This window comes from Streptomyces endophyticus (assembly GCF_035798155.1).
Classification (GTDB): Bacteria; Actinomycetota; Actinomycetes; order Streptomycetales; family Streptomycetaceae; genus Streptomyces; species Streptomyces endophyticus.
In genome coordinates, this window is record NZ_JAOZYC010000184.1 from 148,949 (window position 1) to 172,690 (window position 23,742).

Consider the following 23,742-nt stretch of genomic DNA (forward strand, 5'->3'; position numbering starts at 1 on the left):
TCGGCGTCGCGGCCACGGAAAAGCGACCGGACAACAGCCCACCAGCTTACGTGGCTGTCGTCCGGCCGCTCACCAAGGCAGGCGCCCGGCTACTTGGAGCTGGGCTCCTTCGGGCGCTTCTCGACCGGACCGCGTCGCACGGCACCCGGCGCGTTCCACTCGGACCGCCTGCGGGCCCGCTTCTTCGCGGCCTCGGAGGACTCCAGCTGGTAGGGGACGGAGGTCACCATGATGCCGGGCGTGAAGAGCAGCCGGCCCTTCAGGCGCAGTGCGCTCTGGTTGTGCAGCAGGTGCTCGTACCAGTGGCCGACCACGTACTCCGGGATGATCACGCTGACCGCGTCGCGCGGGGACTCCTTACGGAGGTTCTTGACGTACTCGATGATCGGCCGGGTGATTTCCCGGTACGGCGAGTCAAGAACCTTGAGCGGTACGTCGATACCTCGACGCTCCCACTCGTCCCTCAATGCCTTCGTCTCCGCCGGATCAACATTGACGCTCAATGCCTCAAGGGTGTCCGTACGCATCAACTTGGCGTACGCGATCGCGCGCAGCGTCGGCCGGTGGATCTTCGACACGAGGACGAGCGAGTGGACCCGCGAGGGGCGCACGCTGTCGTCGGTCGGGACCTCGGGGGCGGCGATCTCCTCGGCGACCCGGTCGTAGTGCTTGCGGATCGCGGACATCGTCACGAAGAAGATGACCATGCCGAGCAGGGCGACCCAGGCGCCGTGCGTGAACTTCGTAAGGAGGACGACCACGAGGACGAGGCCGGTGAAGAACGCGCCGAACGTGTTGATCGCGCGGGAGCGGATCATGTGGCGTCGCTTGGCCTGGTCACGCTCGGAGGCCAGGTGCCGGTTCCAGTGCCGGACCATGCCGATCTGGCTGAGCGTGAACGACACGAAGACGCCCACGATGTACAGCTGGATCAGCCGGGTCGAGTCGGCTCCGTAGATGACGACCAGGAGGGCCGCGGCGCCCGCGAGCAGCACGATGCCGTTGGAGAACGCGAGGCGGTCGCCGCGGGTGTGCAGCTGGCGCGGCAGGTAGCGGTCCTGGGCGAGGATCGAGCCGAGCAGCGGGAAGCCGTTGTACGCGGTGTTGGCCGCGAGGAAGAGGACGAGGGCGGTGGCGGCCGCGAGGATCAGGAACATGAAGCTGCCGCCGCCGAAGACGGCCTCGGCGACCTGGGAGATCACCGGGTCCTGAACGAAGCCGGAGCCGACCGCGGCACCGTGGTGGATCAGGTCCTTCGCCGGGTTCTCCGCCATCCGTACGTCGGTCGTGAGGGCGAGCACGATGATGCCGCAGAACATGGTGACGGCGAGGCCGCCCATCAGCGCGAGGGTGCTCGCCGCGTTCTTCGACTTGGGCTTGCGGAACGCCGGGACGCCGTTGGAGATCGCCTCGACGCCGGTGAGCGCCGCACAACCGGAGGAGAAGGCCCGCAGCAGGAGGAACACGAGCGCGAAGCCCGCGAGGCCCTGGTGCTCGGCCTTGATGTGGAAGTCGGCGGTGGGCGCCTTCATGGAGTCGCCGAGGACGAGCCCGCGGAACGCACCCCAGGCGATCATGATGAAGACGCCGGCCACGAAGACGTACGTGGGAATGGCGAAAAGCTTCCCCGACTCCTTCACACCGCGCAGGTTCATCACGGTGAGCAGGACGATCACGACGACCGCGCACAGCACCTTGTGCTCGACCACGAACGGGATCGCGGAGCCGAGGTTCTCGATGCCGGACGAGATCGACACGGCCACGGTCAGGACGTAGTCGACGAGCAGCGCGCTCGCGACGGTGAGCCCGGCCTTCGGCCCGAGGTTGGTGTTCGCCACCTCGTAGTCGCCGCCACCGCTCGGATAGGCATGGACGTTCTGGCGGTAGGAGGCGACGACCGTGAACATCAGCACGACGACCGCGACCGCGATCCAGGGGCTGAAGTGGTACGCCGACACGCCCGCGATGGAGAGGACCAGCAGGACCTCGCCGGGCGCATACGCCACGGAGGACAGCGGGTCGGAGGCGAAAACGGGGAGTGCGATGCGCTTCGGCAGGAGCGTTTCCCCAAGCCGATCACTGCGCAGTGCGCGCCCGATCAAGATCCGTTTGGGCACGTCGGTCAGTTTGGACACGGAGAGGATCGTAAGCGTTCGAACGGGGGGCCGCCCACCCACCACCCCCATTCAGCTTCGTGCTCTGCGCCACGCCTTCTGCGATCTCGCCGCCGACGCGGAGGACGAGTTCCCTTACAGAGCCGATACGGTGGTCCAGAGCGCGAGCCGCACAGCAGCCCGCATCGTGCCCGAGATCGAGCCGCACCGGCTGGACCATGCCGCGAGAGAGAGCCATGAGCAGGACGTTTACGCAGGTCAAAAGGCCTATGAGGAGTGCGGGGTAGGGCCGTGCATATCGTGATCATGGGCTGTGGCCGAGTGGGGTCCCAACTCGCCCAGACACTGGAACAGCAAGGGCACACGGTGGCCGTGGTCGATCAGGACCCGACGGCGTTCCGTCGCCTGGGTTCGGGTTTCGGCGGCCGTCGCGTCACCGGAGTCGGTTTCGACCAGGACACCCTGCGCGAAGCGGGCATCGAGGAGGCCGGCGCCTTCGCCGCCGTCTCCAGTGGTGACAACTCGAACATCATCGCCGCGCGCGTGGCACGCGAGATGTTCGGCATCGAGAACGTGGCGGCGCGCATCTACGACCCCCGCCGTGCGGAGGTCTACCAGCGCCTGGGCATCCCGACGGTCGCCACGGTCCGCTGGACCGCCGACCAGATGCTGCGGCGCCTCCTGCCGTCCGGCGCGGAGCCGCTGTGGCGCGATCCCACCGGGGGCGTGCAGCTCGCCGAGGTGCACGCGTCGGAGTCCTGGATCGGCCAGAAGATCAGCCGCCTCCAGGAGGAGACGGGCGTACGCGTCGCGTTCCTGACCCGGCTCGGCGAGGCGATCCTGCCGACGTCGCAGACGGTGCTGCAGGAGGGCGACCTCGTGCACGTGATGATGCGCACGGACGACGTCGAGAAGGTCGAGGCGGCGTTCGCCGAGGGCCCTGAGGAAGGCGGTCACTGATGAGGGTCGCCATTGCAGGAGCCGGGGCGGTCGGTCGTTCGATTGCGGGCGAGCTCCTTGAGAACGGTCACGAGGTGCTCCTCGTCGACAAGGCGCCGACGGCCATCTCGGTCGAGCGCGTGCCGCAGGCGGAGTGGCTGCTCGCCGACGCCTGCGAGATCACGTCTCTCGACGAGGCGGCGTTGCAGCGCTGCAACGTCGTCATCGCGGCCACCGGCGACGACAAGGTCAACCTGGTCGTCTCGCTGCTCGCGAAGACCGAGTACGGGGTCCCGCGGGTCGTCGCCCGCGTCAACAACCCCAAGAACGAGTGGCTGTTCAACGAGTCGTGGGGCGTGGACGTGGCCGTCTCGACGCCGCGCCTGATGTCGGCGCTCGTCGAAGAGGCGGTCAGCGTGGGCGATCTCGTCCGCCTGCTCCGCTTCAGCCACGGTGACGCGAACCTGGTCGAGCTGACCCTCCCGGAGGAGTCGGCCCTGGCCGGCACCCGGGTCGGTGACGTCCAGTGGCCGCAGGACACGTCCCTGGTGACGATCATCCGCGGCACCCGCGTGCTGGCCCCCAGCGCGGAGGACTCCCTCGAGGCGGGCGACGAGCTGCTGTTCGTCGCGGCGCAGGCGCGCGAGGAACAGCTGGAGGACCTGCTGTCGGTCCGACGCGAGGACGCGTAGTCCGGTCATGCCTTTGGGGGGGCGCGGGGAACTGCGCAATCTTTTGGGGCGGACGACGCCCACCACGCGAACCGGCCTCAGACCTCGCGGCGATGGCGGTGGCGCGCGCCACCGTCCTCGGCACCGGAGACCCCGGCCTCGGCCTCCCGCTCCTTGGCGGCAGCCTCCTCCGCCTCCATCTCCGCGAACACGTCGATGGGCGCGGGCGCCTTCGCGAGGAAGACCCACGTGAGCCACACGGCCAGCAGGAACGGCGGGATCTTCAACGCGACCAGCACCCAGCCGAATTGCGTCGTGTCCCCCCACCAGTACAGCGGGAACAGAATCGCGCACTTGGCCAGGAGGATCAGGCCCCAGGCCCAACTCGCCTTGGCGTACGCCTTCTTGCGGCCGGGGTTGCGGGTCCGCCAGGAGAGGTTCTCCTTGAACACGGGCCCGAGGATCAGGCCGATCAGGGGCACCCCGCACAGCGTCGTGACGATGTACGCGAGCGCGAGCCCCAACGTGTAGAGCATGCCCGGCAGATAGAAGTCCTTGGCGTTGCCCGTCATCATCGCGAAGACGACACCGAAGGCGACACCGAAGACGCCACTGAAGGCGTGCTTGACGGTGTCCTTCATGACGAGGCGCACGGCAACGAGGACCAGGGACACCGCGAGGGCCGCGATGGCCGACATGTGCAGGTCCTTGTTGACCGTGAAGATGCTCACGAAGAGGAGGCCGGGCAGAACGGTCTCCACCATGCCCCGCACGCCGCCGAAGGCCTCGAAGAGCGCGGCCTCGGTCACGGACTTGTCCGTCACGTCCTGGCCTGTGTGTTCGCGGTCGGTCGGCTTGTCGAGGGACGTCACCGGCTACTCCCGTCCGAGCGGTCTGAGTTCGTACTTCGGGTTGAACAGCACCCTACGGCCCCGACTCATCGAGATCCGTCCCGAAGCTATGAGTTTGCGCCCCGGCTCGATCCCGACGATCGAGCGCCTGCCGAGCCACACCACGTCCACGGCGGCCGAGCCGTCGAACAACTCCGCCTCCAGCGCGGGAACTCCGGCGCGTGGTCGCAGGGTTACCGTGCGCAACGTACCAGTAACAGTGACCATTTGTCGGTCCGCACAATCGCCGATGCGCGTGCAGCCCGTGGTCTCCGAGTCCTCGCGCAGCTCCTCCGACTCCAGGTCCTCCTGGGAACTGGACAGCCTGTCGAGCATGCGCCGGAACCGGCCCGCCGGCTTCTCGGACGCCCTGTCGGATCGCGGAACAGCACTCATACTCGAAGCGTACCTGGGCCCTGCGACAGCGTCGTACCCGCTGGTGTACCCCGCTTTCGCGGGCCTCACCGCTCGAATCGGTACCCCATCCCCGGTTCCGTGACGAAGTGCCGCGGGTGCGAGGGATCGGTCTCCAACTTGCGTCGCAACTGCGCCATGTACACCCGCAGATAGTTGGTCTCCGTCCCGTACGAGGGCCCCCACACCTCCTGGAGCAGCTGCTTCTGGCTGACCAGGCGGCCCGTGTTGCGTACCAGGACCTCCAGGAGATGCCATTCGGTGGGGGTCAGCCGTACATCGTGCCCGCCCCGGTTGACCTTTTTCGCGGCCATGTCGACCGTGAAGTCCGAGGTCTCGACGATCCCCTCGTCCTCGGTCCCGCCCGTGGGTTCGGCCCGCCGCACGGCCGCCCGCAGCCGAGCCAGGAGCTCGTCCATGCCGAAGGGCTTGGTCACGTAGTCGTCGGCGCCCGCGTCGAGCGCCTCGACCTTCTCGTCGGACGAATGCCGCGCGGACAGCACGAGGATCGGTACGCGGGTCCAGCCGCGCAGCCCCTTGATCACCTCGACGCCGTCCATGTCGGGCAGGCCCAGGTCGAGGACGATCACGTCGGGGTGGCGGGCGGCGGCCAGCTGCAGCGCCTGCGCCCCGTCCGCGGCGGCGTCCACCTCGTACTTGCGCGCCTTCAGGTTGATGACGAGGGCGCGCACGATCTGCGGCTCGTCGTCGACAACGAGCACCCGGGTCATGCGTGCCTGCCTCTCTGGGGTCCAGCTGCCTGTCCGGCGGTCTGTACTGCGGTCTGTACTGCGGTCTGTACGGCTTCCGGGGCCGTGTCCTGCGTGGTGCGGGTCGCGGCCCGCAGGGTCAGGACCATGGTGAGCCCGCCTCCTGGAGTGTCCTCCGCGCCGAGCGTGCCCCCCATGGCCTCCGTGAAGCCGCGCGCCACGGCGAGCCCGAGGCCCACACCGGCGCCGCGCGGAGCGTCACCGTAGCGCTGGAAGGGAGCGAAAATCCGGTCCTTGGCCTCGTCCGGTACTCCGGGCCCGCGGTCCACGACGCGCAGCTCGACGCGGTCGCCGAGCGCGCTCGCGGAGACGAGGACGGGTTTGTCGGGCGGGCTGTACTTGACCGCGTTCTCGACGACGTTGGCGACGGCCCGCTCCAGGAGCCCCTTGTCCACGCTGACCATGGGCAGCGTCTCGGGTACGTCCAGGTCGACGCTGAGATCCGGGTCGGGCACGCCGACCAGCGCCATCGGCACGACCTCGTCGAGGTCGATCTCGCGGATGAGCGGGGTGACGGTGCCGGTCTGGAGGCGCGACATGTCGAGCAGGTTCCCGACGAGGTGGTCGAGCCGGTCGGCACCCTCCTCGATCCCGGCGAGCAGTTCCGCCTGGTCCTCGGGCGACCAGTCGACGTCCTCGGAGCGCAGAGACGACACCGACGCCTTGATGCTCGCGAGCGGCGTGCGCAGATCGTGCGAGACGGCGGCCAGCAGGGCCGTACGGATGCGGTTGCCCTCGGCGAGCGTGCGCGCCTGGTCGGCCTCGGACTGCAGGCGCTGGCGGTCGAGCACGACGGCGGCCTGCGCGGCGAAGGCGGCGAGCACGCGCCGGTCCTCCGCGGGCAGCACGCGCCCGGTCAGGGCGAGCGCGAGGTGGTCCCCGACCGGCATGTCGACATCGGCGTCCTCGGGCCGGCCGAGGGACTGCCCGCCGACGCTCGCCGCGCAGGTCCACGGCGCGGTGTCGCCCTCCCGCTCCAGGAGCGCCACGGACTCCATCGCGAAGGTCTCCCGTACGCGTTCGAGGAGCGCCTCCAGGCTGGTGTCGCCGCGCAGCACGCTGCCCGCCAGGAAGGAGAGGATCTCGGACTCGGCGCGCAGCCGGGCCGCCTGGTGGGTGCGGCGCGCGGCGGTGTCCACGACCGAGGCGACGGACACCGCGACGCCCACGAAGATCACGATGGCGACGATGTTGCGGGGGTCGGCGACGGTCCACAGGTGCAGGGGCGGCGTGAAGAAGTAGTTGAGCAGCAGTGAGCCGAAGGCCGCCGAGGCCAGCGCCGGCAGCAGTCCGCCGACCAGGGCGGCGGCGACCGTCAGCGACAGGAACAGCAGCATGTCGTTGGCGAGGCCGAGATCGCTGTTGGCGTGCGTGAGGACCAGCGCGAGCAGCGCGGGGCCGCCGACGCCGGTGAGCCAGCCCCATACGATCCGGGACCGGCCGAGCCGGGCGCCGCGGGCGACGGGCAGCCCGCGCCCCTTGGCGACCTCGTCGTGCGTGACGATGTGCACGTCGAGGTCGGGCCCGGACTCACGGGCGACGGTCGCACCGACACCAGGGCCGAACATGTACTGCCAGGTCTTGCGCCGTGAGGAGCCGAGGACGATCTGGGTGGCGTTGACGCCGCGGGCGAACTCCAGGAGGGCGGCGGGAATGTCGTCGCCGATGACGTGGTGGAACGTGCCGCCCAGGTCTTCGACCAGGGTGCGCTGGACGGCCAGCTCCTTGGGCGAGGCGGCGGTGAGGCCGTCGCTGCGGGCGATGTAGACCGCGAGCACCTCGCCGCCTGCGCCCTTCTCGGCGAGCCGCGCCGCGCGCCTGATCAACGTACGGCCCTCGGGACCTCCGGTCAGGCCGACGACGATGCGCTCGCGGGCCTGCCACGTGGAGCGGATGTTGTGCTCGCCCCGGTACTCCTGGAGGTACTCGTCGGCCCGGTCGGCGACCCACAGGAGGGCCAACTCCCGCAGCGCGGTGAGGTTTCCGGGGCGGAAGTAGTTGGAGAGCGCCGCGTCGACCTTGTCCGACTTGTAGATGTTGCCGTGGGCCATGCGGCGGCGCAGCGACTGGGGCGACATGTCGACGAGTTCGATCTGGTCGGCACGGCGGACGACTTCGTCGGGGACCGTCTCCCGTTGACGTACACCAGTGATCGAATCAACCACATCGCCCAACGACTCAAGATGCTGGATGTTGACGGTCGATATGACGTCGATGCCCGCACCGAGCAGTTCTTCGACGTCCTGCCAGCGCTTGGCGTTGCGCGAGCCCGGCACGTTCGTGTGGGCCAGTTCGTCGACGAGGGCGACGGCGGGCGCGCGCCGCAGCACGGCGTCCACGTCCATCTCGTGGAAGACCGTCCCCCGGTACGCGAGCTCCTGGCGCGGGATCTGCTCCAGGCCGTGCAGCATCACCTCGGTGCGTGGCCGGTCGTGGTGCTCGACGAACGCCACGACACAGTCCGTGCCCCGCTCCACCCGGCGGTGCGCCTCCGACAGCATCGCGTACGTCTTGCCGACGCCCGGCGCCGAACCGAGGTAGATACGTAGTTTGCCCCGCGTCCCGCGTCCCATGGCCTCATTGTCTTCCCGTGACTGCTCCGCGCAGCCTCGAGCCTACGGCCTGCGATCTGCGCAAATGGGGCGGAGAGCGGCCGGACGGGCACCCTTGACGCAACCCTGATGCGCAAAACCGGGGCCGCGCACCCTTCAGGATGCGCGGCCCCGGCCTCGTACGACTGCGTGAGCGCCTCAGCGGACCTCGGTGATCTCCGGGCCGCGGGCCAGCTGGCCCATGCCACCGGAGAAGCGCGAGGCTTCCTGGCTGTCGCTCTGGGAGCTCTCGGCGACCATCTGCGCGTCGTCGGGGAGCTTCAGGACGATCGGGTCGCGCGGGGCCATCGGGCCCTCGCCACGCACCACGACGGTGTCGCGGAAGATCTGCTCCAGGAGGCCGGCCGCCTGCGGCTGCACGGCGCCCTGGCCCGAGATCACGCCGCGCAGGAACCAGCGCGGGCCGTCCACGCCGATGAACCGCACGACCTGGAAACCGCCCGTGCCGTCCGGCAGCTGCACCGGCACCTGGGCCCGCAGCTCCCAGCCGAGCGGGCCCTCGACCTCGTCGATCACACCACCCTGCTGGGTGATGCCCGAGGCGATCTCCTCGCGGACCTCGCCCCAGATGCCCTCCTTCTTGGGGGCGGCGAAGGCCTGCAGCTGGATCGCGCTGTCCTGGAGGACGACGGTGGCCGCGACGATCGCGTCGCCCGCGACCTCCACACGCAGCTCCATGCCCTCCACGCCAGGGACGAACACGCCGCCCAGGTCCACCCGGCCCTCGCCGGGCTCGCGGACCTCGGAGGAGTCCCAGGGACCGTCGGGACGGGGCTCGGGCTCGAGCCGGACTCGATCCGACCCCTCCTCGTCCGTGTCGACACCGCCGACGCTGTCGACGACCTGCTCGGCCTCGTCGGCCGCATCCTCGGCGGCGCCGTTCTTGTTACGACGTCCGAACACGTCACTGTCCTTCCCGGTCGGATACGACCGAAGCGTATCGATTCCCACCCTTTTGACCGTCCGTGCCACTGCCGGCAACGGTCGGGTCACCCACGGCAGCGTGCCCGCCGGTGGACCCGAAGCCCCCCTCGGCCCGCACCGAATCGGGAAGCTCCGCGACCTCCTGGAAGCGGACCCTCTCGACCTGCTGGACCACCAGTTGGGCAATCCGGTCGAAGCGCTCGAACCGCACGCTCTCGCGCGGGTCGAGATTCACCACGATCACCTTGATCTCCCCACGGTACCCGGCATCCACCGTCCCTGGGGCATTCACCAGAGCCACGCCACAGCGCGCTGCGAGACCGGATCTGGGGTGCACAAAGGCCGCGTACCCCGCGGGCAGGGCGACCGACACACCGGTGGGCAGGACGACCCGCTCACCGGGCGCGAGCTCGCACGCCTCGGTGGTCCGCAGATCGGCTCCGGCGTCACCGGGATGCGCGTACGAGGGCAGCGGCACGTCGGGGTCGACGCGTCGCACGAGCACGCCGAGTTCGTTGCCGTTCACAGGGGTCACGGGTTCACCTCGAAGGCGCGGGCGCGCCTGACCTGGTCGGGGTCGCTCATGGCCGCCCGGATCTCTTCCTCGCGGCCGTTCTCGATGAAGTGGTCGACCTTGACCTCGATGAAGAGGGCGTCGGCGCGCACCGCCACGAGCCCGTCGGGAGCGCCGATCCGGCCGGTCGCGGTCGAGTAGATCTTGCGGCCGGCGACGGCCGTCACCTCGGCGGACAGATACAGCACCGTGTCCACGGGAACGGGCCGCACGAAGTCGGTCTCCAGGCGGCCGGTCACGGCGATGGCCTGAAGCAGCCAGTTCAGGGAGCCGAGCGTCTCGTCGAGCGCGGTCGCGAGGACCCCGCCGTGCGCGAGACCCGGCGCGCCCTGATGCGCGGGGCGCACGGTGAACTCGGCGGTGACGGTGACGCCTTCACCGGCCCGTGCCTCCAGGTGCAGCCCGTGCGGCTGCTCGCCACCACAGCCGAAACAGTGTCCGTAGTGCGCGCCGAGGAGCTCGCCGGGAGCGGGCGCGTCGGGGTGCCGCACCGGGGCTATGGCGTCGGCGGGGGGCGTCAGAGCTGCAGAAGTACCACTCACAGCCGCAGACCTTACCCGCGCCCCCTGTCACTGCACGCATCGTGCCAAGCTAGACCTCATGGAGCTCTCGACGATGCCTTACGACGAACGACTCACCGCGCCCCGTTCGTGGTGGTTGATCACGTTCATGGTGGGGGTCGTCGGGGCCATCATCCTGCTGCCCTTCGGCCCGTTGCCGCTGCTCGGGGGCTTCGTCGGCGGCCTGCTCATCGCGGCCGTGATCACCAGTTCGTACGGTTCGGCCCGGGTCCGCGTCGTCGCCGACTCGCTGGTCGCGGGCGACGCGAAGATCCCACTGTCCGCCCTCGGCGAGGTGCACGTCCTGGATGCGGAGGAGGCCCGCGCGTGGCGCACGTACAAGGCCGACCCGCGCGCCTTCATGCTGCTGCGCAGCTATGTCCCGACCGCGGTGCGGGCGGAGATCACCGATCCGTCGGACCCGACGCCGTACGTCTACCTGTCGACGCGCGAACCTGAAGCTTTGGCAAAGGCTCTGAGCCGCGCCTGAAAGAGGGCGGGCTCAGGCCCCGATCTCCAGGGCGTCCGGCGGCTCCTCCAGGGGCGGCAGTTCGTTCAGCGACTCCCAGGGCACCTGGTGCCGCCGCAGGTCCTGACGCACCCGGTCGGCCAGCTTCCTGGTGTCCCGCCGGTTCATGACCGCCCCCACGGCCGCGCCGATCATGAACGGGGCCAGGCTCGGAAGGTTCCGCACCATCCGCTTCATGATCTGCTGCCGCAGCTCGCGCTTCATGTGTACGCCGAGCGCCGCATTGACCGTAGTCGGCTTCGCCACGTCGATGCCGCGCTCCTCCGTCCATGCGGTCAGATAGGCGCTGCTGCGGGCCTTCAGTGCCCCTGGCGGCCGCAGTCCGTAGACCTCGTGCAGCTCGGCGATCAGCTTGAGCTCGATCGCGGCCACGCCGGTCACCTCCGCGGCCAGTTCGGTCGGCATCGCGGGTGGTACGGGCAGCATCGCGGCGGCGCCGACTCCCGCACCCACGGTGGATGTGGCGGCGGCCGCACCCGTGACCAGCTTGTCCGCGAGTTGTTCGGGGTCGAGCCCGGGGAACTGCTTGCGCAGGGTCGCCAGGTCCCGCACGGGAACCCGCGGCGCGTTCTCGATGATGCGATCGGCGAGATAGCCGATCGAGGCCTTGGCGGCCGCACCGCCCTTGGCCAGCCCCGTTCTGGCTGTTCTCGCGCCTCTCGCGACGGCGCCGCCTCTGCGTGCGCCGTCACCGCCGGCCACCGGGGCCGGCAGGTCGCCCGTCGACTCGTGGTCGTCCGCCGATTCGAGCGAGGCTTCTTCTCCGGGGGCACCGGGTACACCAGGTGCTCCTGGGAAAGAGCCTCGCTCGTCGTCACGCACGGCCTCTGACGGGCCTTGAGCCGTCCCGCGGACCTTCTTGTTGCGGGAACGGCGCTTCCAGGGCGGGGTCGAGCTGGTCATGCCCGACCCTGCCCTAGTCGCAGTCGCGGCAGATGGGCTGCCCGTTCTTCTCCCGCGCGAGCTGGCTCCTGTGGTGAACCAGGAAGCAGCTCATGCAGGTGAACTCGTCCTGCTGCTTGGGCAGGACACGGACGGCCAGCTCCTCGTTCGAAAGGTCGGCGCCCGGAAGCTCCAGGCCCTCCGCCGCCTCGAACTCGTCCACGTCGACGTTCGAAGCCGACTTGTCGTTACGCCGAGACTTCAGTTCCTCAATGCTGTCTTCGTTGAGGTCGTCATCGGTCTTGCGTGGGGTGTCGTAATCCGTTGCCATGTCGCTCTCCCCCTCTGGGTGTCTGCGGTGTCTCAAGCGCCGTAACGCATGAGAGGCCGGACTTGTGCCCGACCTGAGGCGGAGATTTTGCCTCACATCAAGGTCTGTTACTCAATCGACACCCAACTGGACCCCTCACGAGTGATCGTCTTGGGTGGCGAACGGGACCGTACACGGTCCGATTGCCGCACTGCACAGGCGCCACCCCGTGTACTTCCCGTGATCAAGGCGCCCGAAAACCCGGACTTTCCCGGCTTTCACGCGGCTTTTGCGATCACGGAGAGTGGACGGCCGAAAAAAAGCCCATGTGATCGATCACACAGGAGGTTCCCCGGCGCAGGTCCGGAAAATTCAGCCAAAAGCGAACGTCCCCAGCGCGTCGGCGGAAGCATGTCAGATCCATGCGCGGGACGCACGTTGAACCGGCCTAGATCGGCAGGGTGACCCGCATCACGAGCCCACCCCCCTCGCGTGGCTCGGCGGTGATGCGGCCCCCGTGGGCGCGCGCGACGGACCGGGCGATGGAGAGCCCGAGGCCCACGCCCTTGTCGCTGCCGGTGCGCTCGGTACGCAGCCGCCTGAACGGCTCGAAAAGGTTGTCGATCTCGTACGCCGGGACCACCGGGCCCGTGTTCGCGACCACCAGGACCGCCTGGCCGTGCTGGGCCTCCGTATCCACCTCCACCCATCCCCCTTCGGGGATGTTGTAGCGGACGGCGTTCTGCACGAGGTTCAGGGCGATGCGCTCCAGGAGCACGCCGTTGCCCTGGATCACCGCTTCCTTGCACTCACCGCGGATCTCCACGCCCTTCTCGTCGGCCTCGGCCCTGGCCTGGTCGATCGCCTGCGAGGCGACCTCCGCCAGGTCCACGGGCTTGCGCTCGACGATCTGGTTGTCGCTGCGGGCGAGCAGCAGCAGGCCCTCCACGAGCTGCTCACTGCGCTCGTTCGTGGCGAGCAGCGTCTTGCCGAGCTGCTGGAGCTCCACAGGGGCGCCCGGATCGGAGAGGTGCACCTCCAGGAGGGTGCGGTTGATCGCGAGCGGTGTACGCAGCTCATGGGAGGCGTTTCCGACGAAGCGCTGCTGTGCCGTGAAGGCGCGCTCCAGGCGGTCCAGCATCTCGTCGAAGGTGTCCGACAGCTCCTTCAGCTCGTCGTCCGGGCCGTCCAGCTCGATGCGGCGCGTCAGGTCCGTGCCGGCGACCCGGCGCGCGGTGCGCGTGATCCGGCCGAGCGGGGACAGGACGCGGCCAGCCATGGCGTAGCCGAAGGCGAAGGCGATGACGGCGAGGCCCATCAGAGCCATCAGGGATCGGCTCAGGAGCACGTCGAGAGCGTGTTGACGCTGCTTATTGACGCAGTCGTTCATCAGATCGTTCAGCTCGCTCGCCGAGATGTTCCCCGGCGGGAAGTTGCAGCTGGTGCTGATGACGTGCCCGTCGGTGACCTTGAACGGCAGATCGCCGCCCACGTCGAGGGCCTGCGCGGCCAGAAGGTAGATGATCGAGAGCAGCAGGATGCCCGCGATGAGGAACATGCCTCCGTACAGCAGCGTGAGCCGTATCCGGATGGTCGGGCGGAGCCAGGGGAAGGGCGGCTCCGCCTTCGGCCCGGGCTTCCATGTCGGTTTCGGTGGCGCCTGGGAGGGTGGCGCGGGTGCGGCGGCCATCTAGGGATCAGATCCGGTAGCCCGAGCCGGGCACGGTGACGATGACGGCGGGCTCGCCCAGCTTGCGGCGCAGGGTCATCACGGTGACCCGTACGACGTTCGTGAACGGGTCCGTGTTCTCGTCCCAGGCCTTCTCCAGGAGCTGCTCGGCCGAGACGACCGCGCCCTCGCTGCGCAGCAGCACCTCGAGAACGGCGAACTCCTTGGGGGCGAGCTGGATCTCCTTGCCGTCCCGGAACACCTCGCGGCGGTTCGGGTCGAGCTTGATCCCCGCACGCTCGAGCACGGGCGGCAGCGGCATGCTCGTGCGCCGCCCCAGGGCCCGTACACGGGCCGTCAGCTCGCTGAACGCGAAGGGCTTGGGGAGATAGTCGTCCGCCCCGATCTCCAGGCCCTCCACGCGATCGCTGACGTCGCCGGAGGCGGTCAGCATGAGGATGCGGGTGGGCATGCCCAGCTCGACGAGCTTGCGGGCGACGTCGTCGCCGTGCACGAGCGGGAGATCGCGGTCGAGAACGACCACGTCGTAGTCGTTGACGCCGATGCGCTCCAGGGCGGCCGCACCGTCGTACACGACGTCGACGGCCATGGCCTCCCGGCGGAGTCCGGTGGCCACCGCATCGGCGAGCAGTTGCTCGTCCTCGACGACGAGTACGCGCACGTCGCTTGTCCTTCCTCTGGTCGCCCACCGGCGCGTCTCTCGGGCGCGCGAGCAGGTCAGGTCTTGGGCTGTGGTCACCATCCTGCCCCTTTCGGCCATAAACCGGCTGTAAGACGGACGGGCACCCCGGGGAATGCGGGATTTTCTGCGGGGGCCGAGGTTTCTCCGGAAGGCGGCCTGGGGAGGACGGCTGTACATCCGCGATCACGCTTTGTATGTGGCATGCCACGAGCCGCTGTCGAGACCGCTCTCCACCAGGGACGGCTCGGGACGTGATCGCCCCTCCCAAGGGCACACCCCCGTGCCATCGACCCACGACCCAGGACGAGGGGGCGCAACCATGGACGCATTTACCGCAGGACTTCTGCAGCGCATCAAGGCGGCCGAGACCGACCTGACGCGGGCGCGCGAGACCGGTGACGACTTCCTCGCCGAGGTCGAGCAGGGCGAGCTGGACGACCTCCGCCGCCTGGCCGCCGAGCACGGCGTGGAGATTCACGCCTCGAGCGTCTGACGCATGCAGGAGGGCCCCGGCGCCTGGTCGATCCAGGCAGGCGCCGGGGCCCTTTCGTGTGCCGTGAGCCGGGACGCTCAGTCGTGCCAGGCGCCGAGTTCTTCCAGCCAGTTCTGAAGCGGCTCGAAAACGCCGGGGGGCGCCGCGACGGTCAGCTCCGGCGAGAGCGGCTCCCCGGGGCGACCGCCGGTGAGGGCGCCCGCCTCGCGCGCGATGAGGTCGCCGGCCGCGAAGTCCCAGGGGTTCAGGCCGCGTTCGTAGTAGGCGTCCATGCGGCCGAGGGCCACGTCGCACAGGTCGATGGCGGCCGAGCCGCCGCGCCGGATGTCGCGCACGCGGGGCACCAGGTGACCAAGGACCTCGGCCTGGCGGGCGCGGCGCGACTCCAGATAACCGAAGCCGGTGCCGACGAGGGCCTGATCGAGGGGCGGCGCCACGCGCACGCGTGCGGGGCGGTCGTTCACGAAGGCACCTTCGCCGAGGACGGCGCGGTAGGTCTCGGCGCGCATCGGGGCGGCGACGACGCCGACGAGCGTCTCGCCGTCCTTGAGGGCCGCGATGGAGACCGACCAATCGGGGCGCCCGTAAAGGTAGTTGACGGTTCCGTCGATGGGGTCGATCACCCACTGGACGCCGCTGGTGCCCTCCGTGGAGGAGCCCTCCTCACCGAGCACCCCGTCGTCGGGGCGGCGCTCGGCCAGGTAGGCCGTGATCAGCTTCTCGGAGGCGATGTCCATCTCGGTGACGACATCAACGGCGCTCGTCTTGGTGGCGGCGACGCCGAGGTCCTCGGGCCTGCCGTCGCGCAGGAACACACCGGCCCGGGCCGCGGCCTCCAGGGCGATCTCGAGCAGTTCCGCCTTGAGGGACTTGAGGGACGCGAGGTCGTCGGCGGTGTGGGCGGCCTCAGTGGCCTTGGGGTCGGTCACGTCACTGTCCTTATGCGTACGGGCTGTCGGCGCCGGCGGCGGCCGGCTTGGGGGTGCGGGCGGGGCAGCAGCCCACGGGACACAGGTCGTGGCTCGCGCCGAGAGCACCCAGCGCGCAAGGCGTGACGTTCCTGCCGCTCTCGGCGGCGGCCCGCTCCAGGGCCAACTCCCGTACCGCGGCGGCGAAGCGCGGGTCGGCTCCCACGGTGGCGGAGCGGCGCACCGGAAGGCCGAGGTCCGCGGCCTTCGCCTCGGCCTCGGTGTCGAGGTCGTAGAGGACCTCCATGTGGTCGGAGACGAAGCCGATGGGCGCCATGACCACGGCCGGCACGCCCGCCGCGTGGCGCTCCTCCAGGTGGTCGCAGATGTCGGGCTCGAGCCACGGGATGTGCGGGGCGCCGGAACGCGACTGGTAGACGAGCCGCCAGGGGTGGTCGACGCCGGTCTCCTCGCGCACCGCGTCGGCGATGAGCCGCGCGACGTCCAGGTGCTGCTTCACGTACGCGCCCCCTTCGCCGTGCTCCTCGGCCCGCCCGGAGGTGTCGGCCGCCGCGTTCGGAATGGAGTGCGTCGTGAAGGCGATGTGGGCGCCCGCGCGGACGTCCTCGGGGAGATCGGCGAGGGACTTCAGGACACCCTCGACCATGGGGCGCACGAAGCCGGGGTGGTTGAAGTAGTGCCGCAGCTTGTCGATCCTCGGCAGCTCCAGGCCCTCGGCCTCCAGCGCGGCGAGCGCCTCCGCGAGGTTCTCGCGGTACTGGCGGCAGCCCGAGTACGAGGCGTAGGCGCTGGTGGCGAGGACGAGGATGCGGCGGTGGCCGTCGGTGACCATCTCGCGCAGCGTGTCCGTCAGGTACGGCGCCCAGTTCCGGTTGCCCCAGTAGACCGGCAGTTCCAGGCCGTGCTCGGCGAAGTCCTTGCGCAGGGCGTCGAGCAGGGCCCTGTTCTGGTCGTTGATGGGGCTGACCCCGCCGAACAGGAAGTAGTGCTGCCCGACCTCTTTGAGCCGCTCCTTGGGGATGCCTCGGCCGCGCGTCACGTTCTCCAGGAACGGGACGACGTCGTCGGGGCCCTCCGGGCCGCCGAACGAGAGCAGCAGCAGGGCGTCGTAGGGGCGGGCATCGAGGCTGGCAGCGTGCGCGTCTGGCATGTCTTCGATCCTGCCACCCGGCACTGACAGGCGGAAAACCGCGTGTGCCCTGGCCGTGGCGCGCGTAAGCTGTATCGACCACTTTTACGCCTTACCGGAGTCGACTTGCCCAGCCCCTACCGCGCCATATTCGCCCCGCCCGGGACCAAGAGCTTCTCCGCGGCCGGGCTCCTGGGCCGAATGCCCCTGTCCATGATGGGCATCGGCATCGTCACGATGGTCTCCCAGCTGACCGGGCGCTACGGGCTCGCGGGAGCCCTGTCCGCGACGGTGGCGCTGTCCGCCGCGCTGATCGGTCCGCAGATCTCCCGGCTCGTCGACCGGCACGGGCAGCGCCGGGTGCTCCGGCCGGCCACCCTGATCTCGCTCGTCGCCGTCACCGGTCTCCTGCTGTGCGCGAAGTACACGGCTCCGGACTGGACCCTCTTCGCCTGCGCGGCGCTCGTCGGCTGCGTCCCGAGCGTCGGCTCGATGATCCGGTCACGGTGGGCGGCCCTGTACGGGGACGTCCCGCGGCAGCTCCACACCGCGTACTCCTTCGAGTCGGTGCTGGACGAGGTGTGCTTCGTGTTCGGGCCGATCATCTCGATCGGCCTGTCCACTGTGTGGTTCCCGGAGGCGGGGCCGCTACTGGCGGGCTGTTTCCTCGCGGTCGGCGTCTTCTGGCTGACGTCGCAGCGGGCCACGGAACCGATCCCGCACCCGCGTGAGCAGCACAGCCGCGGATCGGCCCTACGCGCGCGTGGCTTGCAGGTTCTGGTGGCGACCTTCGTCGCGACGGGGGCGATCTTCGGGTCGATCGACGTCGTCACGGTGGCCTACGCCGAGGACCTCGGCCACAAGTCGATGGCCAGCGTGGTGCTCGCCGTCTACGCGACCGGCTCCTGCCTCGCGGGCGCCCTGTTCGGCCTGCTGCACTTCAAGGGAGCGCCTGCTCCCAGGTGGCTGGTGGGTGTCGTCACGATGGCCGTGAGTATGATCCCCCTCCAACTGGTCGGGAACCTGCCACTCCTGGCCGTGGCGCTCTTCGTCGCGGGCCTGTCCGTCGCACCGACGATGATCACGACGATGGCCCTCGTCGAGCAGCACGTACCACGCGCGAAGCTGACCGAGGGCATGACCTGGGTGAGCACCGGCCTCATGGTCGGCGTCGCGCTCGGTTCCTCCGTGGCCGGCTGGGTGATCGACGCGGCCGGGGCGGATACCGGGTACGCGGTGCCGGGGGTATCCGGCGCCGTCGCGGTCCTCGTCGGGCTCCTGGGCTATCGCCGGCTGAAGCGGCCGGTTCCGCAGCGGGGAGGAAGCACAGATGAGCAGGCCACCGAGGGGCACGCGGGGCGCGCCGGGGACGCAGACGGGCACTCGGAGGAGCAGCGAAGCCTGGCGTAACTGGGCGGGGAACGTCACCGCACGCCCCGTGCGCGAGGTGACACCCGCGTCCGTCGAGGAGCTGACAGCGGCGGTCCGCAGTGCCGCCGAGGAGGGCCTCAAGGTGAAGGCCGTCGGCTCGGGCCACTCCTTCACGGCGGCGGCCGCGACCGACGGAGTATTGATACGCCCTCAACTGTTGACCGGAATCCGCAGCATTGACCGGGTGAACGGGACCGTCACGGTCGAGGCCGGTACTCCGCTCAAGCGACTCAACATGGCCCTGGCCCGCGAGGGCCTGTCGCTCACGAACATGGGCGACATCATGGAGCAGACGGTCTCCGGCGCCACCAGCACCGGCACGCACGGCACGGGCCGCGACTCCGCGTCGATCGCCGCGCAGATCAAGGGACTTGAGCTGGTCACCGCGAGCGGGGAACTCCTCACGTGCTCGGAGAAGGGCACCGAGGACGAACGCGCGCTCTTCGCGGCCGCCCGCATCGGTCTCGGCGCCCTCGGCATCGTCACGGCGATCACCTTCGCCGTGGAGCCGATCTTCCTGCTCTCCGCGCGCGAGGAGCCGATGCCCCTCGACCGGGTACTCACGGACTTCGAGGAGCTGCACGCCGAGAACGAGCACTTCGAGTTCTACTGGTTCCCGCACACGGACAGCTGCAACACCAAGCGGAACAACCGCAGCGCGGGCCCGGAGGCCCCCGTCCCGAAGGTCAGCGGCTTCGTCGAGGACGAGGTGCTCTCCAACGGCCTGTTCCAGGTGGTCAATTCGATCGGCCGCGCCGTGCCCGCCACGATCCCGGCGATCGCCAAGGTCTCCAGCCGGGCGCTGTCCTCCCGGACGTACACGGACATTCCCTACAAGGTCTTCACATCGCCGCGCCGCGTGCGCTTCGTGGAGATGGAGTACGCGGTTCCGCGCGCGGCCCTCGTGGACACCCTGCGCGAGTTGAAGTCCATGGTCGACCGCTCACGCCTGCGGATCAGCTTCCCCGTCGAGGTCCGCACCGCCCCGGCCGACGACATCGCGCTGTCCACGGCGTCCGACCGCGACACCGCCTACGTAGCCGTGCACATGTACAAGGGGACGCCCTACCACCGGTACTTCACCGCGGCCGAGCAGATCCTCACCGCCCACGAGGGGCGTCCGCACTGGGGCAAGATGCACACGCGCGATGCGGAGTACTTCGCGCGCGTGTACCCGCGCTTCGCCGAGTTCACGGCTCTGCGCGACCGCCTGGACCCGGACCGCGTGTTCGGCAACGCCTATCTGCGGCGGGTCCTCGGCGACTGACCCGGCAGCCCCCGAAGGGGCCCGCACCGGGTCACTCCGACGGCGGCTGGACGTCCGAGCCCCGCGTGGGAGCGGTGGTCGGGTCGGTGGTGCTGCCACTGTCCGAACCGGAGTCCGAGCCGCTGTCGGATCCCGAGTCCGAACCGGAGTCGGAGGACCCACTGTCCGAACCCGAATCGGAACCCGAGTCCGAATCCGAGTCGGAGGACCCGCTGTCCGAACCGGAGTCCGAACCCGTGTCGGATCCGCCGGTGTCGCCCGTCGTCGGGGTGGCACTCGGGTCCGGGGCGGTGGTGCCGGAGTCGTCGTTCTGCTGCGTACCGGTGTCCGAGCCGGTGCTGCTGCCATCGGACGGCGTCTGAGTGGTGTCCGGAGTGGTGTCGCTGCCGGACGAGGAGTTCCGCCCCTTGAAGGCGTCGCCGATCGTGGTGCCGCCGCCACCACCACCGAAGGTGTGGCCCGACACCAGCTCGTACGTCGTGATGCCGCCCATGGTGACGCCGAACACGAGTGCCGCGGCGATCAGCGGCCGCTTCCAGCTCTTGATGCGCGAACGGTGCACGGTGCCCTCGGTGAACTCGTCGTCGGCATCCGCGCCACCGTCGACGTCCGCGATGCCGTCGGCGTGCTCACCGTCCGGAGCACGCAGCATCCGCGTGGCCTCGTCGATCGTTTCGGGCCTGATCAGCTGGGTCTTCTCGGGGTCGGCCGCGGCGGTCGCGCCCGCGGCGCCCAGCAGTTGCGTCTGGCCGGTGTCCTCGTCGGGCAGCAGGTCGGCCACGGCGCCCGTGTCGAGCAGTTGGGTGCCCTCGGTGGCCGAGGCGGGGATCCGCTCCATGGCGGCGGCCTGCTCGAGCGCGGAGAACTGCGGCGGCGCCGTCGGCTCGTCGGCGCCCGCGGCCGGGGTCTGCCGTGTTCCCCAGGTCGTGGTGGTCGGCAGCGCTGTCATGGCCGGCCGGGCCGGGGGCGGCTCGTCGCCCGTGACCATGGAGCTCGTGGCGTCCATCGAGGAGTCCGAGCGGAACGTACGGGGCACGGGGGTGCCGTTCTCCGTGACGGGCGTCTGCCGGGCCTTGGGCTTCACCACCTTGACGTCGCGTATCTGCTCTCCGGTACGCCTGAAGAAGTGCTGGAAGAGCGTGCCACCGCAGGTGGCGAGGGCGCTGACCACGCCGGCGCCGAGGATCGTCCCGTAGACACCGAGGCCGGAGGCGAGCTTCGCGGCCACGACGGCGGCGACCGCACTGCCCGCCACCTGCGGGACGCTCAGATCCAGCCGCTTCCCCTTGGGCTCCTCCTCCATGTCCTCGGATATGTCCTCGGAGATCTCCGGCTTCTTGCCCATTGTTGGAACTTGCCTGCCTTTCTCGACAAAACCACCCATGCCCCGGCGAAGCTCCCAAGAGTAAGCGAACTCCCCAGGACACAAGAGAAAGGACGTATCGGAGGAGGAATCAGTTCCGGTTCCGGAGATTTCGTGAAGCAGAACACGCCGACTCCACACATCGGCCGCAAGGATCGGGGGATCGCGGCCCCAACTCCCGCCCCCCGAGAGAACTTCGGCGGCGTGCCGATCCACGCAAGTGGCCCGAATGGAGTACTGTTGCGAGCCCTGGGGCCGGTCTCCCGCCAGGGTGCTCGGGTCCTGTCAGGACCGTGGGGAGGGGGTTCGCTGCACAGGGTGACGGAGTCCGTCACTTAGCGTTGCGAATAGGTAACCGTGCCATAACGGCGACCCCGGGCCCATGCCCGACACGCCGGGCAACTCGGCAAGGTTGTGGCAGGCTGCACCCGGGCAGGCCACACTCGACTAGCGGAAGCAGCGACGCACGTGACGTCGGCAGGCACCACCCGGGAGGTCCCCATGCCCGAACTGCGTGTCGTGGCCGTCTCTAACGACGGCACACGGCTGGTGCTGAAGGCTGCGGACAGCACGGAGTACACGCTGCCGATCGACGAGCGCCTCCGGGCCGCCGTACGTGGCGACCGTCCGCGCCTCGGCCAGATCGAGATCGAGGTGGAGAGCCACCTCCGCCCGCGCGACATTCAGGCGCGTATACGGGCAGGCGCGACCGCCGAGGAGGTCGCGCAGTTCGCCGGCATCCCGGTCGACCGGGTGCGCCGCTTCGAGGGTCCCGTGCTCGCGGAGCGCGCGTTCATGGCCGAGCGCGCCAGGAAGACCCCCGTGCGCCGCCCCGGCGAGAACGCCGGCCCCCAGCTGGGCGAGGCGGTGCAGGAGCGTCTCGTGCTGCGGGGCGCCGACAAGGACTCGGTCCAGTGGGACTCCTGGCGCCGCGACGACGGCACGTGGGAGGTCCTGCTCGTCTACCGGGTCGCGGGCGAACCGCACTCGGCGAGCTGGACGTACGACCCGCCGCGCAGGCTCGTCCAGGCCGTGGACGACGAGGCGCGCTCGCTGATCGGCGAGTCCGACGACATCGGCACGCCCGAACCCACGTTCCCCTTCGTGCCGCGCATCGCCCGGCTGCCCAGGGACCGCCCCCTCGACCGCGCCCTGGACCGGCAGCTCGAGCGGCCGGCGCCGCCCGTGGAACCGGAGCCCGAGGAGACCGAGCTGCCGGCGATCGCCTCGTCCGCCCCGCCGGAGCGCGACTCGCTGACCAGCCTCCTGGAGGCCGTGCCCAGCTACCGGGGCGACCTCGCGGTGCCCGAGCGCCCTGCCGTGGCCCCCGAGCCGCCGCAGGAGGAGCCCGAGCCGCCCGCGGCCGCCGAGGTGGAGGAGCCGGCGGCGCCCGCCGCGTCGGCCGGAGCCGGATCGGCGTACGCGGACATCCTGATGCCGCGCGCCGTCGCCGGCCACCGTGACCGCCTCACCGGCACGACCGACCGCCAGGCGGAGGCCGACGGCGTACGCCCGGGCCGCCGCGCAGCCGTGCCGAGTTGGGACGAGATCGTCTTCGGTACGCGCCGCAAGAAGCAGGAGTAGCCACCTCTTGCACCACGAGTTCTTGCACCACAAGTAGCACCGTCTTGTACGTAGAGGGGGTCCGCGCCGTTCAGTCGGTGCGGACCCCCTTTACGTAGCGGTGGCTACTGCGGATCCGGCCCCGTGGCCACCGGGCGCGCTTCGTCGGCGGACCACTGGGACCAGGAACCGACGTACAGCCGGGCATCGATACCGGCCACGGCGAGCGCCAGGATCTCGTGCGCGGCCGAGACGCCCGAGCCGCAGTAGACGCCGACCTGGCCCGGATCACCGTTCGCGCCAAGGGACTTGAAGCGCTCGGCGAGCTCGGCGGCCGGGCGGAAGCGGCCGTCCTCGCCGACGTTCTCCGTGGTCGGGGCGGACACCGCGCCGGGGATGTGGCCGCCGACGCGGTCGATGGGCTCCACGTCACCGCGGTAGCGCTCGGCGGCGCGGGCGTCCAGGAGCAGGCCGGAGCGGGCCAGGGCCGCGGCGGCGTCCGCGTCGAGCAGTCCGGTGGCACCGGGTGCAGGCTCGAAGGTGCCCGGCTGCGGCACCGGGGTCGCCGCCTCCAGGGGGCCGTCCCAGGCGGCAAGCCCGCCGTCGAGAACTCGCACGGACGAGTGACCCGTCCAGCGCAGCAGCCACCAGGCGCGCGCCGCGGCCCAGCCCTGACCGCCGTCGTATACAACGATGTCGCGGTCCGCCGAGACCCCGGCGGCGCGCATCGCCGCGCCGAACCCGGACAGCTCGGGCAGGGGGTGCCTGCCCTCGCCCGGACCCGCGTGACCAGCGAGTTCCGTGTCGAGATCGACGTAGACCGCGCCCGGCACATGGCCTGCCGCGTACTCGGCACGGCCGTCGAACGCGGGCACTCCCGCGGCCTTGGCGAGGCTGAGCTGCCAGCGGACGTCCAGCAGCACGGGGGGCCGCTCGCCCGTCAACTCGCTCGCGAGTTCGGTTGCGGAGATGATGGCATTCATGGGCCCATCCTTGCTCATGCTCT

General features: G+C 70.1%; 23 protein-coding genes. 7 read left to right on the top strand and 16 right to left on the bottom strand.

Annotated elements, in window-relative coordinates:
* Nucleotides 1–89: 89 nt before the first annotated feature.
* The gene (locus OKJ99_RS37030) at nt 90–2,135 is read right to left on the bottom strand and encodes an APC family permease (protein WP_326022756.1); all 2,046 of its coding nucleotides are present in this window, start codon (nt 2,133–2,135) and stop codon (nt 90–92) included.
* 270 nt (nt 2,136–2,405) lie between these two features.
* Here OKJ99_RS37030 and OKJ99_RS37035 point away from each other — a divergent pair, with 270 nt between their 5' ends.
* Nucleotides 2,406–3,074, top strand: a complete 669-nt coding sequence (locus OKJ99_RS37035) for a potassium channel family protein (protein ID WP_306318136.1) — start codon at nt 2,406–2,408, stop codon at nt 3,072–3,074.
* On the top strand, nt 3,074–3,745 hold the full coding sequence (locus tag OKJ99_RS37040) for a potassium channel family protein (RefSeq protein WP_266715002.1): 672 nt from the start codon (nt 3,074–3,076) through the stop codon (nt 3,743–3,745). Before OKJ99_RS37035 ends, OKJ99_RS37040 begins: the two co-directional genes overlap by 1 nt.
* A 77-nt stretch (nt 3,746–3,822) precedes the next feature.
* Here the strand turns inward: OKJ99_RS37040 and OKJ99_RS37045 are convergent, their stop codons facing one another.
* The 7 genes from OKJ99_RS37045 to OKJ99_RS37075 form a co-directional block, all read right to left on the bottom strand.
* The gene (locus OKJ99_RS37045; RefSeq protein ID WP_326022758.1) at nt 3,823–4,596 is read right to left on the bottom strand and encodes a DUF3159 domain-containing protein; all 774 of its coding nucleotides are present in this window, start codon (nt 4,594–4,596) and stop codon (nt 3,823–3,825) included.
* Nucleotides 4,597–4,599: 3 nt separating this feature from the next.
* A complete protein-coding gene (locus tag OKJ99_RS37050; protein WP_326022759.1) occupies nt 4,600–5,010 on the bottom strand; it encodes an OB-fold nucleic acid binding domain-containing protein in 411 nt (136 codons plus the stop codon).
* Nucleotides 5,011–5,075: 65 nt separating this feature from the next.
* Complete coding sequence (locus tag OKJ99_RS37055) at nt 5,076–5,759, bottom strand: response regulator (RefSeq protein WP_266714999.1); 684 nt, start codon at nt 5,757–5,759, stop codon at nt 5,076–5,078.
* Nucleotides 5,756–8,371 carry a sensor histidine kinase KdpD gene (locus tag OKJ99_RS37060; protein WP_326022761.1) on the bottom strand — a complete coding sequence of 872 codons (2,616 nt, stop codon included), beginning with the start codon at nt 8,369–8,371 and terminating at the stop codon, nt 5,756–5,758. Before OKJ99_RS37060 ends, OKJ99_RS37055 begins: the two co-directional genes overlap by 4 nt.
* Before the next feature lie 177 nt (nt 8,372–8,548).
* Complete coding sequence (locus OKJ99_RS37065; RefSeq protein ID WP_326022762.1) at nt 8,549–9,313, bottom strand: DUF3710 domain-containing protein; 765 nt, start codon at nt 9,311–9,313, stop codon at nt 8,549–8,551.
* 1 nt (nt 9,314) lies between these two features.
* Entirely contained in the window at nt 9,315–9,860 is a 546-nt protein-coding gene (gene dut, locus OKJ99_RS37070) for a dUTP diphosphatase (protein ID WP_326022823.1), read from the bottom strand.
* A gap of 5 nt (nt 9,861–9,865) precedes the next feature.
* Nucleotides 9,866–10,450 carry a PaaI family thioesterase gene (locus OKJ99_RS37075; protein WP_326022764.1) on the bottom strand — a complete coding sequence of 195 codons (585 nt, stop codon included), beginning with the start codon at nt 10,448–10,450 and terminating at the stop codon, nt 9,866–9,868.
* Between the two features lie 58 nt (nt 10,451–10,508).
* On the opposite strand from OKJ99_RS37075, the gene OKJ99_RS37080 reads away from it, so the two are divergent.
* The gene (locus OKJ99_RS37080) at nt 10,509–10,958 is read left to right on the top strand and encodes a DUF3093 domain-containing protein (RefSeq protein ID WP_326022765.1); all 450 of its coding nucleotides are present in this window, start codon (nt 10,509–10,511) and stop codon (nt 10,956–10,958) included.
* Nucleotides 10,959–10,970: 12 nt separating this feature from the next.
* Here the strand turns inward: OKJ99_RS37080 and OKJ99_RS37085 are convergent, their stop codons facing one another.
* The 4 genes from OKJ99_RS37085 to OKJ99_RS37100 all read right to left on the bottom strand — a co-directional run bounded on the left by OKJ99_RS37085 (nt 10,971) and on the right by OKJ99_RS37100 (nt 14,540).
* Complete coding sequence (locus OKJ99_RS37085) at nt 10,971–11,900, bottom strand: hypothetical protein (protein WP_326022766.1); 930 nt, start codon at nt 11,898–11,900, stop codon at nt 10,971–10,973.
* A gap of 13 nt (nt 11,901–11,913) precedes the next feature.
* Complete coding sequence (locus OKJ99_RS37090) at nt 11,914–12,210, bottom strand: DUF4193 domain-containing protein (protein WP_018535993.1); 297 nt, start codon at nt 12,208–12,210, stop codon at nt 11,914–11,916.
* A gap of 427 nt (nt 12,211–12,637) precedes the next feature.
* On the bottom strand, nt 12,638–13,879 hold the full coding sequence (locus OKJ99_RS37095) for a sensor histidine kinase (protein ID WP_326022768.1): 1,242 nt from the start codon (nt 13,877–13,879) through the stop codon (nt 12,638–12,640).
* A 7-nt stretch (nt 13,880–13,886) separates the two neighbouring features.
* The gene (locus OKJ99_RS37100) at nt 13,887–14,540 is read right to left on the bottom strand and encodes a response regulator transcription factor (protein ID WP_266714992.1); all 654 of its coding nucleotides are present in this window, start codon (nt 14,538–14,540) and stop codon (nt 13,887–13,889) included.
* Nucleotides 14,541–14,880: 340 nt separating this feature from the next.
* On the opposite strand from OKJ99_RS37100, the gene OKJ99_RS37105 reads away from it, so the two are divergent.
* Nucleotides 14,881–15,054, top strand: a complete 174-nt coding sequence (locus OKJ99_RS37105; RefSeq protein WP_326022770.1) for a hypothetical protein — start codon at nt 14,881–14,883, stop codon at nt 15,052–15,054.
* Between the two features lie 77 nt (nt 15,055–15,131).
* Here OKJ99_RS37105 and OKJ99_RS37110 read toward each other — a convergent pair whose 3' ends face one another.
* A complete protein-coding gene (locus tag OKJ99_RS37110; RefSeq protein WP_326022824.1) occupies nt 15,132–15,908 on the bottom strand; it encodes an inositol monophosphatase family protein in 777 nt (258 codons plus the stop codon).
* Nucleotides 15,909–15,993: 85 nt separating this feature from the next.
* Entirely contained in the window at nt 15,994–17,133 is a 1,140-nt protein-coding gene (locus OKJ99_RS37115; RefSeq protein WP_326022771.1) for a ferrochelatase, read from the bottom strand.
* A gap of 105 nt (nt 17,134–17,238) precedes the next feature.
* Here OKJ99_RS37115 and OKJ99_RS37120 point away from each other — a divergent pair, with 105 nt between their 5' ends.
* Together OKJ99_RS37120 and OKJ99_RS37125 are read left to right on the top strand one after the other, a co-directional pair.
* Nucleotides 17,239–18,522: an MFS transporter gene (locus OKJ99_RS37120; protein ID WP_326022772.1), complete on the top strand. Its 1,284-nt coding sequence runs from the start codon at nt 17,239–17,241 to the stop codon at nt 18,520–18,522.
* A complete protein-coding gene (locus OKJ99_RS37125) occupies nt 18,443–19,810 on the top strand; it encodes a D-arabinono-1,4-lactone oxidase (protein WP_326022773.1) in 1,368 nt (455 codons plus the stop codon). Before OKJ99_RS37120 ends, OKJ99_RS37125 begins: the two co-directional genes overlap by 80 nt.
* 31 nt (nt 19,811–19,841) lie before the next feature.
* Here OKJ99_RS37125 and OKJ99_RS37130 read toward each other — a convergent pair whose 3' ends face one another.
* A complete protein-coding gene (locus tag OKJ99_RS37130) occupies nt 19,842–21,155 on the bottom strand; it encodes a hypothetical protein (RefSeq protein ID WP_326022775.1) in 1,314 nt (437 codons plus the stop codon).
* Between the two features lie 519 nt (nt 21,156–21,674).
* Here OKJ99_RS37130 and sepH point away from each other — a divergent pair.
* Nucleotides 21,675–22,757: a septation protein SepH gene (sepH, locus tag OKJ99_RS37135; protein WP_326022776.1), complete on the top strand. Its 1,083-nt coding sequence runs from the start codon at nt 21,675–21,677 to the stop codon at nt 22,755–22,757.
* Nucleotides 22,758–22,861: 104 nt separating this feature from the next.
* On the opposite strand, the gene OKJ99_RS37140 is transcribed toward sepH, so the two are convergent.
* Nucleotides 22,862–23,719, bottom strand: a complete 858-nt coding sequence (locus OKJ99_RS37140) for a sulfurtransferase (RefSeq protein WP_326022777.1) — start codon at nt 23,717–23,719, stop codon at nt 22,862–22,864.
* Nucleotides 23,720–23,742: the final 23 nt, after the last annotated feature.

Coding starts and splice junctions, on each gene's coding strand:
- OKJ99_RS37080 (WP_326022765.1), top strand. CDS start 10,509: ATGGAGCTCTCGACGATGCCTTACGACGAACGACTCACCGCGCCCCGT.
- OKJ99_RS37140 (WP_326022777.1), bottom strand. CDS start 23,719: ATGAATGCCATCATCTCCGCAACCGAACTCGCGAGCGAGTTGACGGGC.
- OKJ99_RS37090 (WP_018535993.1), bottom strand. CDS start 12,210: ATGGCAACGGATTACGACACCCCACGCAAGACCGATGACGACCTCAAC.
- OKJ99_RS37050 (WP_326022759.1), bottom strand. CDS start 5,010: ATGAGTGCTGTTCCGCGATCCGACAGGGCGTCCGAGAAGCCGGCGGGC.
- OKJ99_RS37040 (WP_266715002.1), top strand. CDS start 3,074: ATGAGGGTCGCCATTGCAGGAGCCGGGGCGGTCGGTCGTTCGATTGCG.
- OKJ99_RS37095 (WP_326022768.1), bottom strand. CDS start 13,879: ATGGCCGCCGCACCCGCGCCACCCTCCCAGGCGCCACCGAAACCGACA.
- OKJ99_RS37055 (WP_266714999.1), bottom strand. CDS start 5,759: ATGACCCGGGTGCTCGTTGTCGACGACGAGCCGCAGATCGTGCGCGCC.
- OKJ99_RS37125 (WP_326022773.1), top strand. CDS start 18,443: ATGAGCAGGCCACCGAGGGGCACGCGGGGCGCGCCGGGGACGCAGACG.
- OKJ99_RS37105 (WP_326022770.1), top strand. CDS start 14,881: ATGGACGCATTTACCGCAGGACTTCTGCAGCGCATCAAGGCGGCCGAG.
- OKJ99_RS37130 (WP_326022775.1), bottom strand. CDS start 21,155: ATGGGCAAGAAGCCGGAGATCTCCGAGGACATATCCGAGGACATGGAG.
- OKJ99_RS37060 (WP_326022761.1), bottom strand. CDS start 8,371: ATGGGACGCGGGACGCGGGGCAAACTACGTATCTACCTCGGTTCGGCG.
- sepH (WP_326022776.1), top strand. CDS start 21,675: ATGCCCGAACTGCGTGTCGTGGCCGTCTCTAACGACGGCACACGGCTG.
- OKJ99_RS37115 (WP_326022771.1), bottom strand. CDS start 17,133: ATGCCAGACGCGCACGCTGCCAGCCTCGATGCCCGCCCCTACGACGCC.
- OKJ99_RS37085 (WP_326022766.1), bottom strand. CDS start 11,900: ATGACCAGCTCGACCCCGCCCTGGAAGCGCCGTTCCCGCAACAAGAAG.